The sequence below is a fragment of the Pseudomonas tehranensis genome (assembly GCF_014268615.1).
Lineage (GTDB): Bacteria > Pseudomonadota > Gammaproteobacteria > Pseudomonadales > Pseudomonadaceae > Aquipseudomonas > Aquipseudomonas tehranensis.
Genome location: NZ_JABWQV010000158.1, coordinates 1 through 11,315 on the forward strand (window position 1 = coordinate 1; position 11,315 = coordinate 11,315).

Consider the following 11,315-nt stretch of genomic DNA (forward strand, 5'->3'; position numbering starts at 1 on the left):
GCGAGCAAGCCCGCTCCCACAGGGGTTCTGCTGCGGTCACAGCGTCGGGTTCAGCCGCATCCGTCCGGCCTCATCCACCTCAACGCCAAGCTCACGGTAATCCTTGATCAGCGGATGGGGGGTGGCCACCGGATGCGTATGCGTCGCCGTCACCACCCGCACATCCGCCCCAGCCGCTTCGCCGGCCTTGATACCTGCTTCGGCATCCTCGAACACCAGGCAATCCTGTGGTGCGACTTGCAAGCGCTCAGCAGCCAGTCGATAACAGGCAGGGTTGGGTTTGCCGTCGCTGACATCCTCGGCGGTGACCATCACCGCCGGACGAGGAATGCCGGCCGCTTCCATACGGCGCAAGGCTAGCGCCATGGGCGCCGAGGTGACGATGGCCCATTGCAGGGGCGGCAGGCTGTTCAGAAATGCCGCAGCACCGGGCACGGGCACCACACCTTCCACGTCTTCGATTTCCTCGCGGGTAATCTGCTCGGCCTCGGCCAGGGCATCTACCCCTGGCAGGTGCTGGCGGGCAATGGTGTCGATGGCGCGCACGCCGTGGATGGTCGGCAGAAAGCTCGCCACCTCCACGCCGTGACGAAGGGCCCAGCGCGTCCAGATCCGCTCGGCAGCGGCGATGGAATTGAGCAGCGTGCCGTCCATGTCGAAGAGAAAGGCGCGGTAGGAAACACTGGAGGGCGGGCGGGCAGACATCGAGATCCTCGGTGATGGCGGTAGAAGAATGCCGGCCACTGTAACATCGCCAAGCATCGAATCCCTGTGGGAGCGAGCCTGCTCGCGATGGCGGTGGGTCAGCTCGCATCGATGCTGAATGTGCCGACGCTATCGCGAGCAGGCTCGCTCCCACAGGTTTTTTGTTGTGTCAGAAAGCGGTGAGCTACACCAACCGCTCAATCCGCTGATGCTGCCAGACCATCTTGTAGTACAGGGTCTGCAACACCAGCATGCTCAAGTAAGCCACCGGAAACGCCATCCATACCCCTTGCAGACCGAAGTGCGCGTCCAGCAGGTAAGCCACGGGCAGCTGAACGCCGACGATGCAGAAGATCGAAATCGCCACCGGCATCAGCACCGTGCCGCTGGCGCGCATGATGCCGCCGATCACGGCCTGGAAGCCGAAGACCAGCAGGCTCCAGAGCATGATGTGCAGCAGGTGCTCAGCCTGGATTCGCGCCGCCGGGTCGGTGATGAACAGCCCCAGCAGCCAGTGAGACAACAGATACCCCGAGACCACCAGTCCACCGGTGAGCCAGACGTTGATCAACAGCCCCGTACGCAGGATCGGCCCCAGGCGCTCCAGACGCCCGGCGCCGATGGCCTGGGCGCCGAGGATCGAGGCGGTGATGGCAATCGACAGCGCCGGGAACTGCACATAATTGACGATCTGCGTCACCGCGCCATAGGCGGCCGTGGCCTGGGAACCGTGGCCATTGACCAGCGCCAGGATCACCAGCTCCGACAGCGAGATCACCACCATCTGCAACCCCGTGGGCAGGCCGATGCGCAACACCTTGCCGAGGATGTCCATGTCCAGGCGCATCGCCGCGAATAACGCCCGGTCCGGCGCCAGCGCATGCTCGCGACGGTTCAGGCGCCACGCCAGCATGACCATGGCCGCTGCCGTACCCACTAGCCCCGCCAGCGCCGCGCTCTGGATGCCCATTTGCGGCAGCCCCAGCCAACCGCGAATCAGCGCCGGTGTCAGCAATAGCCCGACACCGGTGGACACCAGCAGCGCCAGCATGGGCGACAGCGTATCGCTCACCCCGCGCAACAACTGGGTAAACACCACGAACACGAGCAATATCGGCAGGATCCACATCATCACCCGGGCATAGGACACCGCGTCCTCCAGCACATCGGCCGGAGTCCCTAGCCCCTGCAGCGCCTGGCGCGCGAACACACTGCCGAGCACCGCCGCCACTAGCCCGATGATCGCCGCCAGCAGCAACGTGGTGCCGGCAATCGCCTTCACCGTGCCGGTTTCCCTGGCGCCGTAGGCCTGCCCGATCAATACCCCCGCTCCCGCGCCCAGGCCAATCACCAGCGCGATAAAGAAAAACAGGATGGGAAACATGCCCGACACTGCCGCCAATGCCTGGGTGCCGAGCATCTGGCCGATGTAGATGCTATTGAGCGTGCCGGACATGGATTGCAGGAAATTGGACAGGACCATGGGGGCCAGGAACAGCAGGTAGATTTTCCAGAGAGGCTGGGTGGGCATGAGGGCTCGTGATGGCAGGTTCAAAATCCGGTGGGAAGTAATTTAGCTCAATCCAACCCTGTGGCGAGAATATCTGTGGGAGCAAGGCTTGCCCCCACAGAGTCCCTCTACGTAGAGGGGGTTGTGCGCGACTCATCTGTTCGTCAGTGCGCCTCGACATTTCAGGGACTGCGTCTAACCTGAAGTAGCACAGTGCCACTCACTGGGCAGGTCAACGCCCTCGGCCATGCCTGAATCGGACGACCGGTCTTAAAGTCCGGGGTGGGGTCGCAGATAACCAGTTATTCGCAAATAACCTGTTAGCAACACTGTTCAAGGACCGAACCATGACGTCGTATTCACACGGTCATTCCCAATCCCAAACTCCGCCGCGCATTCTTTGGTCCAGCTTGTTTGTGGCCCTGATCGCGAGCGTCGGCCTGCTGGTTCTCAACGGTCCAAGTACACAAAACCTGGGGTTGTGCGCCGTGCTCCTGGCCATTGGCGCCGGGGTCGGCGTGTGGGCTGCCCGCGCCCAGCACCAGCAGATCGACAGAGCCGTCGCCGCCGCCATTGCCCATCACTCGCTGCACGCCGCCGACCACCTGAGCCATAAGGCCGGCGCGCAACTCAACGAAGTCATCCTCGGTGCCATGCCGATCTGGGCCAAGCAGGTGGAAAGCTCCCGGCAGCAGACCGAAACCGCGATTGTCTCGCTGACCAGTCGCTTCACCGGTATTTCTTCACGCCTGGAAGACACCGTGCAAGCCTCGCAACTGGCCGCCGGTGAGCTGGCCGGCAAAAGCAGTGGCGGCGCCGTACAGGTACTGGCCCAAAGCGAAGGTGAGCTGGTCCAGGTCATCGACTCCCTGAAAGCCACCCAGGCCAGCCGCGATGAAACCCTGGCCCAGGTGCGTAACCTCACCGCCTACACTGGCGAGCTGCGGACCATGGCCGCCGATGTCGCGGCCATTGCCGCGCAAACCAACCTGCTGGCCCTCAACGCCGCCATCGAAGCCGCCCGTGCGGGCGAAGCCGGGCGCGGTTTTGCGGTCGTGGCCGACGCCGTGCGCAGTCTGTCGAGCAAATCCAGCGAGACCGGCCAGCAGATGTCGGCCAAGGTCGACATCATCAATAACGCCATCACTCAATTGGTCCAGGCCGCCTCCAGCGGCGCGGATCAGGACAGCCAGTCGGTCACCGTCTCCGAGGACAGCATCCAGCGCGTGCTGGAACGCTTCAAGAGCGTCACCGGGCGGTTGGCCGAATCGGCCGACATGTTGCAACAGGAAAGCTTCGGTATTCGCGACGAGCTCACCGAAGTGCTGGTCAACCTGCAATTCCAGGATCGGGTCAGCCAGATCCTCAGCCACGTGCGCGACAACATCGAGGACCTGCATGTGCATATGCAGCAGGCCAGTCAGTCGCCCGACCAGGCCGTTTCCATCGATGCCCGCCAATGGCTGGCGCGCATGGAAACCACTTACGCCACCGAAGAACAACGCCGCAACCATCATGGCGAATCGGGCGCGCAACAGAATTCACAGGAAATAACCTTCTTCTAGGAGAGCCGTTCATGGCTAAAAGTGTATTGGTTGTCGACGACTCCGCGAGCGTTCGGCAGGTTGTCGGCATCGCGCTGAAAAGTGCCGGCTACGACGTAATCGAGGCCAGCGATGGCAAGGATGCACTGGGCAAGCTCAATGGCCAGAAGGTGCACCTGATCATCAGTGACGTGAACATGCCGAACATGGACGGCATCACCTTCGTCAAGGAGGTCAAGAAGCTGGCCAGCTACAAGTTCACGCCGATCATCATGCTCACCACCGAATCCCAGGAGTCGAAAAAACTCGAGGGCCAGGCGGCAGGTGCCAAGGCCTGGGTGGTCAAGCCCTTCCAGCCGGCGCAGATGTTGGCGGCGGTGTCCAAGCTGATTCTTCCTTGATTCGCGGAGAGTGAAATGCCGTTGCTGTACGAAACACAGGATGACACCGCGCAGGTGCAGATCGACGGCGAACTGACGATCTATACCGCCGCCGACCTCGCCGCGCAGTGGCTGCCGCGCCTGGGAGCGACGCCACGCATGGCGCTGGATCTGTCGCAGATCACGGAAATGGACGGCGCCGGCCTGCAACTGCTGCTGATGGTCCAGCGCGAGGCCCCCAAGGCCGGTACCCGGCTGGAGATAACGGGCCAGAGCAAGGCCGTCACCGAAACACTCGCCCTGTGCAACCTGGTTGTATAGAGACCTCGCAACACGTGGGACACGACAAAGGATATGAGCGTGAGCATCAATCTCGATCAGGCACAACAAACGTTCATCGTCGAGGCACGAGAACAGTTGCAGGCGATGGAGGAGTCCCTGCTGCAGCTGGAAAGCGATCCGGGCGACGATGATGCCATCGGCGCGATCTTCCGGGCGGCCCATACGATCAAGGGCTCGGCCGGGTTGTTCGGCCTGGAACCCATCGTCAGTTTCACCCACATCGTCGAAGACGTGCTCGATCGGCTGCGCAACGGCAGCGTCGAAGTGGACGCCGGCCTGATCGCCGTGTTGCTCAAGTCCAGTGATCACATGCTGGAGCTGATCAATGTGGTGGCCAACCAGGGCGCGAAACTGGCGCCCCCGGCCCTGGCCCGGGAAATGGAGCTGTGCCAGATCCTTCAGGAATATCAGACGCCCTCGCCTGTCCAAGCCCCGAAGGCCGCCGAAGCAAGCGACCCACAAGCGCCCGCCGAAACGCGCCTCTGGCACATCGTCCTGCGTTTTGGCCCGGAGGTGTTCCGCAACGGCATGGACCCGCTGTCATTCCTGCGTTACCTGCAAACCCTCGGTGAGATCATCCACATCACCACGCTGACCGACGCAATGCCCTCGGCCGAAACCTGGGATGCCGAGTCCTGCTACCTGGGGTTCGACATTGAGTTCAGTTCGGCTGCCGGCCACGGAGCGATCAACGAAGTCTTCGATTTCGTGCGCGAAGATTGCCAGATCCAGATCGTCGCCATTGATGACCCTGTGCCGCCGATGAACACCGGGCTGGTTGCAACCTTCCAAGAGCAGGATGACCCCAACACGGCAATGGTCACCACCGGCCAACTGATGCCGGACCAGCGTTCGGCTGCGCGCATGCCCGCTCAGGTCACGCCCGACAAGCAACCGGCGACCAGCGACGGCAAAGCCAAGGACGGCGCCTATGTGCGGGTCAACGCCGACAAGCTCGACGAGTTGATCAACCTGGTGGGCGAACTGGTTATCGCCAGCGCCGGCGCCAGCCTCCTAGCCCGCCACTGCAACGACGACTCGTTGCAGGAATCGACTTCAACGGTGTCCGGGCTGGTGGAAGAAATTCTCGACGGCGCCTTGCGTCTGCGCATGATCCCCATCGGGGAAACCTTCAATCGGTTTCGCCGAGTGGTGCGCGATGTCAGCCAGGAACTGGGCAAGGACATCGACCTGATCATCAGCGGTGCGGAAACCGAGCTGGATAAAACCGTGGTGGAAAAAATCGGCGACCCGCTGATGCACCTGTTGCGCAACGCCATGGACCACGGCATCGAAACCGCCGAGGCGCGGCTGGCGGCCGGTAAACCGGCCAAGGGTCATCTGCACCTCAATGCCTATCACGACTCGGGCAGCATCGTGCTGGAAATCGCCGACGACGGCGCCGGCCTGAACCGTGACCGGATTCTGGAAAAAGCCCAGGAACGCGGCCTGGTCGCCCCCGGCGCCAGCCCCAGCGACCAGGAAATCTACAACCTGATCTTCGAACCCGGCTTCTCCACCGCCCAGGCCGTCACCAACCTTTCCGGGCGTGGCGTCGGCATGGACGTGGTCAAGCGCAACATTACCCTGCTGCGCGGCACCGTCGATCTGGACAGCCAACCGGGCCAGGGCACCGTGGTGCGCATCCGCCTGCCGCTGACGCTGGCGATCATCAATGGTTTTCTGGTGGGCATCGGCCAGTCCACCTACGTCATCCCCCTGGACATGGTTCAGGAATGCATCGAGCTGAGCGAGGACGACGGGGTTTGCAGCCGCGAACAAGGCTACCTCGACCTGCGCGGCGAAGTGCTGCCGCTGGTGTACCTGCGCGATCACTTCAACCACGAAGGCCCGGCCTCACGTCGGCAGAACGTGGTGGTGGTGCGCTACGCCGAACTCAAGGCCGGGCTGGTGGTGGATGACCTGCTCGGTGAATTCCAGACCGTGATCAAACCTTTGGGCAAGTTGTTCGGCGCGCTGCGCGGCATCAGCGGCTCGACCATTCTGGGCAGCGGCGCGGTGGCGTTGATTCTCGACGTGCCGGCGCTACTGACCCAGATCGCCCAAACCGACAACCGCTACACCACACCCCCATTACAACAAGCCACTGTTCGCTGACGCTTTAGCAATTCCATGGAGAGGTACTTCCCAATGAAATGGTTCTACGATCTTAGAATCGCCACCAAACTGATCACCTCATTTCTGGTGGTGCTCGCGTTGACCGCCGTCATGGGGGTGTTCTCGATCATCCAACTCAACGAGGTCAACGGCACCACCATCGATATCCGCGAAAACTGGATGGCTTCGATGCGCGCCGCCTCAGGGATGCGTTTCTACGCGGCGAATTATCGCCTTAAGGAAAATCGCCAGATTACGGCCGACTCCGAGCAGGAGCGCACGGCTATTGAACAAGAAGCCGAGGAAGCCAGACAGGGCTTCGAAACACGCCTGGCAACCTATGAAAAGCTGCTCTCCAGCGCAGAGGATCGCCAGCTTTTCGACACCGCTCGCAGCGACTGGGTCGCTTACCTGGCCGTCAGCAAAGACCTGTTCGCGCTGTCCCGGCAAAACCTGACCACCGAAGCCCAGACGTTGCTCAAGGGCGAATCCAAACGTCATTTCGATCTGGTGACCGCCGACCTGCAGAAACTGGTCGAGCTCAATGCCAGCGGGGCCGATGTGGCCAGCGCACACGGCACTGAGCTGTATGAGAACGCGCGCCTGTCGATCATTGCCGTGCTGATTGCCGCCCTGCTGGTGGGCCTGGGCCTGGCGCTGTTCATTTCCCGGATCATTTCTCGCCCCTTGAAGCAGGCCGTTTCGGTCGCCGAGCAACTGGCCGAAGGCAACCTGAACGCGAAAATCCAAAGCGGCTCCAAAGACGAAACCGGCATGGTCCTCAACGCCATGCAGAACATGGTGGGCAAGCTGTCCCATATCATCGGTGAAGTGCGCAACGCCGCCGACAACCTGGCCAGTGCTTCCGAAGAAGTCAGCGCCACCGCGCAATCCATGAGCCAGGCCACCAGCGAGCAGGCCGCCAGCGTCGAAGAAACCAGCGCCTCCATCGAGCAGATGAGCGCCAGCATCAACCAGAACACCGAAAACGCCAAGGTCACCGACGGCATGGCCAGCAAAGCCGCCAAGGAAGCCACCGACGGCGGTGAATCGGTGCAGCAGACCGTGGTGGCGATGAAGAAAATCGCCCAGCGCATCAGCATCATCGACGACATCGCCTACCAGACCAACCTGCTGGCGCTCAACGCGGCAATCGAAGCGGCCCGCGCCGGTGAGCACGGCAAAGGCTTCGCCGTGGTCGCCGCCGAAGTGCGCAAACTGGCGGAACGCAGCCAGGTGGCGGCCCAGGAGATCGGCGAGCTGTCCTCCAGCAGCGTCGACATGGCCGAGAAGGCCGGGCACCTGCTCAACGAAATGGTCCCGTCCATCAACAAGACCTCGGACCTGGTGCAGGAAATCAGCGCCGCTTCCGAAGAGCAGGCCGCCGGGGTGGCGCAGATCAACACGGCCATGACCCAGCTCAACCAGGTGACCCAGCAGAACGCTTCCAGCAGCGAAGAATTGGCCGCCACCGCAGAAGAGATGAGCAGCCAGGCCGAACAACTGCAACAGGCCATGAGTTTCTTCACCCTCGACGCGCCGGCCAAATCGGCCAGCCAGCCACTGAAAGTGGACAACACCCCCGGCCCGTCCAGTCGCAAGGCAGTGCGTGCTCCCGCGACGGTGATGCCCAAGGCGTTTGCCTACAACATGGCCAGCGCACCCGACGAATCCGAATTCACCCGGTTTTGACGGTGCGTTTCCACAGGCTCGCTTAAAGGAGAAAAAGGCATGGGTGCCATCGCGACCACACGCCAAGCCGCCATCGCGGTTGAAGAAGACGCGCAATACCTGACGTTTATGCTCGGCACGGAGATGTTTGCCATCGGCATCCTGTGCATCAAGGAAATCATCGAATACGGCAACCTGACGGTGGTGCCGATGATGCCGGCTTTTGTGCGCGGGGTGATCAACCTGCGCGGCGCGGTCGTGCCGGTGGTGGACCTGTCGGCCCGATTCGGCCGACAGAACTCGGCAATCACCCGGCGTTCGTGCGTGGTGATCATCGAGGCCAGCACCGAGGATGGTCACGCCCAGGACATCGGCCTGCTGGTGGACACCGTGTCGGCGGTGCTGGAGATCCCGGCTTCGCAGATCGAACCGCCACCGAGTTTCGGGGCGAAGATTCGCGCCGACTTCATCAGTGGCATGGCCAAGGTCGACGGCAAGTTCGTGATCGTACTGGAGGTGGATCGGGTGCTGTCCATCGATGAAATGTCGCAGTTGGCCCAGGCCAGTCCAACCGCCCTGGAAGTTGAAACGCAATGAACACCGACACCTGCACGGAACGCACTGTGAACTCACTGACGCTCAATGACCGGGAGTTCAGTCAGTTTCAGTCCTGGCTGTACCAGGCCGCGGGCATCAATCTGTCCCCGGCCAAGAAGGCGCTGGTGGCCGGAAGGTTGTTCAAGCGTCTCAAACACTATGAGCTGGGCAGCTACGGGGAATATTTCAAGCTGATCATGAACGGCCAGCGCACCGAGGAATTGCAGGTGGCGCTGGATCTGCTCACCACCAACGAAACCTACTTTTTCCGCGAGCCCAAGCACTTCGATTTCCTGCGCCAGCATGTGCTGCCCCATGCAACGCCGGGCAAAACCTTTCGCCTGTGGAGTGCCGCCAGTTCATCGGGGGAAGAACCCTACAGCCTGGCCATGACCCTGGCCGAAGACCTGGGCACCACCCCTTGGGAAATCATTGGCTCGGACATCAGCTGCCAGGTGCTGGCCAAGGCCCGGTCCGGGCATTACCCGATGGAGCGCGCCCGTAATCTACCCCAATCGCTGCTAGTGAAATACTGCCTCAAGGGCACCGGCCGCCAGCAAGGAACCTTCCTCATTGACCGGACGTTGCGCAGCCGGGTCAATTTCATCCAGGTCAACCTCAACGACACCCTGCCGGAACTGGGGGAGTTCGACGTGATTTTCCTGCGCAACGTCATGATCTATTTCGACCAGCCCACCAAAAGTAAAGTGGTCGCCAGGTTGCTCCCGCGGCTCAAGTCCGGCGGGTATTTCATCGTAAGCCACTCCGAAAGCCTCAACGGCGTATCCGATGCGTTGAAACTGGTGGCACCTTCGATTTATCGCAAGCCATGAGCGCCGCGCTGAAGCAAATGCCCGAGGTGTATCTGGCGCCCGGCGAGTTTCGTTTCGCCACCAGCCCGACTCGCCTGCGCACCATTCTCGGTTCTTGTGTAGCCGTCACCCTGTGGCATCCGGAGCGCAAGATCGGCGGCATGTGCCATTACATGTTGCCCAGCCGGGCGCGCTGCTCCACGGCGCTGAACGGCATGTACGCCGACGAAGCCATCGAACTGTTCGTCCGCCAGGCCAAGGCCCATCGTACCGAACCCGAGGATTACCAGCTCAAGCTGTTCGGCGGCGGTGAAATGTTCCCGGAGCTGCAACGCCAGGTGCCGTTCGGCGACGTGGCGCGCATGAACGTCAACGCAGCGCTGGAAATGGCCGCGCTGTACCGCTTGGACCTGATCGCCCACGACATGGGCAGTACCGGTTACCGAAGCATCATCTTTGACCTGTGCAGCGGCGACGTGTGGGTCAGGCATCAACCGATAAGGACCCGGCATTAACCATGTCAAAAAAGATAAATGTACTGCTGGTGGACGACTCTGCCGTGGTTCGCCAGGTACTGCTGGCGATCCTCAGCGACACGCCGGACATTCATGTGATGGGCGCGGCGTCCGATCCAATTTTCGCCATGGACAAACTGGCCAAAGAGTGGCCCGACGTGATCGTGCTGGACGTGGAAATGCCGCGCATGGACGGCATCACCTTCCTGAAGAAAATCATGAGCGAGCGGCCCACGCCGGTGGTGATCTGCTCGTCCCTGACACCCCGCGGCGCCGAAACCACCTTGCAAGCCATGGCCGCCGGCGCGGTGGAAATCATCACCAAGCCCACCAGCGGCCTGAAGAATTTCCTGCTGGAGTCGGCACCGGAGTTGATATCAGCCATCCGCGCCGCCGCCCAGGTCAACGTCAGAAATCTGGGCAAGCGCCCTGCTCCGGCGCCGCTGACCCCAGCCATCAAACTCACCGCCGACGCCATGCTGCCGGCCGCCAACGGCCATGCCATGGCCCAGACCACCGAGCGCATCGTGGCGCTCGGCACTTCCACTGGCGGCACCCAGGCCCTGGAAGCGGTGCTGACCGCCTTGCCACGGGTATGCCCAGGGATCGTCATCGTCCAGCACATGCCGGAAAAATTCACCGCCTCGTTTGCTGCCCGACTTAACAGCCTGTGCCAGATTGAAGTGCGCGAAGCCCGCAACAACGACCGCATCCACCCGGGGCTGGCCCTCATCGCCCCGGGCGGCAAACACATGATGGTCACCCGCAGCGGCGCGTTCTATCACGTACAAGTGGTGGACGGCCCCCTAGTCAACCGCCACCGCCCATCGGTGGATGTGCTGTTTCGCTCAGTGGCCAAATTCGCCGGCCGCAACGCCACCGGCATCATCATGACCGGCATGGGTGACGACGGCGCCCGCGGCCTGAAAGAGATGCTCGACGCCGGCAGCAGCACCGTGGCCCAGGACGAAGCCAGCTGCGTGGTCTTCGGCATGCCCAAGGAAGCGATCAAACTCAACGCCGCGCAGCGGGTAATGGGGTTGCAGGAGATTGCACAGGTGATTTTGCATCGGTAGGCCCGATGTGCCACAACCTCGTGGCGAGGGAGCTTGCTCCCGCTG

11 protein-coding genes are annotated in these 11,315 nt (G+C 62.1%); 9 read left to right on the plus strand and 2 right to left on the minus strand.

Going from position 1 to position 11,315, the window contains the following annotated elements; translation table 11 throughout:
• Positions 1-36: 36 nt before the first annotated feature.
• Entirely contained in the window at positions 37-705 is a 669-nt protein-coding gene (locus HU811_RS19240; RefSeq protein ID WP_092455274.1) for an HAD family hydrolase, read from the minus strand.
• A gap of 184 nt (positions 706-889) precedes the next feature.
• Entirely contained in the window at positions 890-2,236 is a 1,347-nt protein-coding gene (locus HU811_RS19245) for an MATE family efflux transporter (protein ID WP_186657523.1), read from the minus strand.
• A gap of 632 nt (positions 2,237-2,868) precedes the next feature.
• On the opposite strand from HU811_RS19245, the gene HU811_RS19250 reads away from it, so the two are divergent.
• The 9 genes from HU811_RS19250 to HU811_RS19290 are packed head-to-tail and all read left to right on the plus strand — an operon-like array spanning position 2,869 to position 11,270.
• Positions 2,869-3,780, plus strand: coding sequence for a methyl-accepting chemotaxis protein (locus HU811_RS19250; protein ID WP_371913958.1), 912 nt, complete (start codon positions 2,869-2,871; stop codon positions 3,778-3,780).
• Between the two features lie 11 nt (positions 3,781-3,791).
• Positions 3,792-4,160: a response regulator gene (locus HU811_RS19255; protein WP_047227658.1), complete on the plus strand. Its 369-nt coding sequence runs from the start codon at positions 3,792-3,794 to the stop codon at positions 4,158-4,160.
• Between the two features lie 15 nt (positions 4,161-4,175).
• Positions 4,176-4,460: an STAS domain-containing protein gene (locus HU811_RS19260; protein WP_092455266.1), complete on the plus strand. Its 285-nt coding sequence runs from the start codon at positions 4,176-4,178 to the stop codon at positions 4,458-4,460.
• A 39-nt stretch (positions 4,461-4,499) separates the two neighbouring features.
• The gene (locus HU811_RS19265; RefSeq protein WP_186657529.1) at positions 4,500-6,599 is read left to right on the plus strand and encodes a chemotaxis protein CheA; all 2,100 of its coding nucleotides are present in this window, start codon (positions 4,500-4,502) and stop codon (positions 6,597-6,599) included.
• Between the two features lie 33 nt (positions 6,600-6,632).
• Entirely contained in the window at positions 6,633-8,291 is a 1,659-nt protein-coding gene (locus HU811_RS19270) for a methyl-accepting chemotaxis protein (protein ID WP_186657531.1), read from the plus strand.
• Positions 8,292-8,330: 39 nt separating this feature from the next.
• Positions 8,331-8,867, plus strand: a complete 537-nt coding sequence (locus tag HU811_RS19275; protein WP_092399029.1) for a chemotaxis protein CheW — start codon at positions 8,331-8,333, stop codon at positions 8,865-8,867.
• The gene (locus HU811_RS19280) at positions 8,864-9,700 is read left to right on the plus strand and encodes a CheR family methyltransferase (protein ID WP_092399031.1); all 837 of its coding nucleotides are present in this window, start codon (positions 8,864-8,866) and stop codon (positions 9,698-9,700) included. Before HU811_RS19275 ends, HU811_RS19280 begins: the two co-directional genes overlap by 4 nt.
• Positions 9,697-10,194, plus strand: coding sequence for a chemoreceptor glutamine deamidase CheD (gene cheD / locus HU811_RS19285; RefSeq protein WP_092399033.1), 498 nt, complete (start codon positions 9,697-9,699; stop codon positions 10,192-10,194). The genes HU811_RS19280 and cheD overlap by 4 nt, the downstream gene beginning before the upstream one ends.
• A gap of 2 nt (positions 10,195-10,196) precedes the next feature.
• Positions 10,197-11,270: a protein-glutamate methylesterase/protein-glutamine glutaminase gene (locus tag HU811_RS19290; protein WP_186657533.1), complete on the plus strand. Its 1,074-nt coding sequence runs from the start codon at positions 10,197-10,199 to the stop codon at positions 11,268-11,270.
• The last annotated feature ends 45 nt before the right edge of the window (positions 11,271-11,315 follow it).

What these genes read in the sequence shown, in the direction of transcription:
- HU811_RS19240 (WP_092455274.1), bottom strand. Translation starts at nt 705, where the DNA reads ATGTCTGCCCGCCCGCCCTCCAGTGTTTCCTACCGCGCCTTTCTCTTC.
- HU811_RS19245 (WP_186657523.1), bottom strand. Translation starts at nt 2,236, where the DNA reads ATGCCCACCCAGCCTCTCTGGAAAATCTACCTGCTGTTCCTGGCCCCC.
- HU811_RS19250 (WP_371913958.1), top strand. Translation starts at nt 2,869, where the DNA reads ATGCCGATCTGGGCCAAGCAGGTGGAAAGCTCCCGGCAGCAGACCGAA.
- HU811_RS19255 (WP_047227658.1), top strand. Translation starts at nt 3,792, where the DNA reads ATGGCTAAAAGTGTATTGGTTGTCGACGACTCCGCGAGCGTTCGGCAG.
- HU811_RS19260 (WP_092455266.1), top strand. Translation starts at nt 4,176, where the DNA reads ATGCCGTTGCTGTACGAAACACAGGATGACACCGCGCAGGTGCAGATC.
- HU811_RS19270 (WP_186657531.1), top strand. Translation starts at nt 6,633, where the DNA reads ATGAAATGGTTCTACGATCTTAGAATCGCCACCAAACTGATCACCTCA.
- HU811_RS19275 (WP_092399029.1), top strand. Translation starts at nt 8,331, where the DNA reads ATGGGTGCCATCGCGACCACACGCCAAGCCGCCATCGCGGTTGAAGAA.
- HU811_RS19280 (WP_092399031.1), top strand. Translation starts at nt 8,864, where the DNA reads ATGAACACCGACACCTGCACGGAACGCACTGTGAACTCACTGACGCTC.
- cheD (WP_092399033.1), top strand. Translation starts at nt 9,697, where the DNA reads ATGAGCGCCGCGCTGAAGCAAATGCCCGAGGTGTATCTGGCGCCCGGC.
- HU811_RS19290 (WP_186657533.1), top strand. Translation starts at nt 10,197, where the DNA reads ATGTCAAAAAAGATAAATGTACTGCTGGTGGACGACTCTGCCGTGGTT.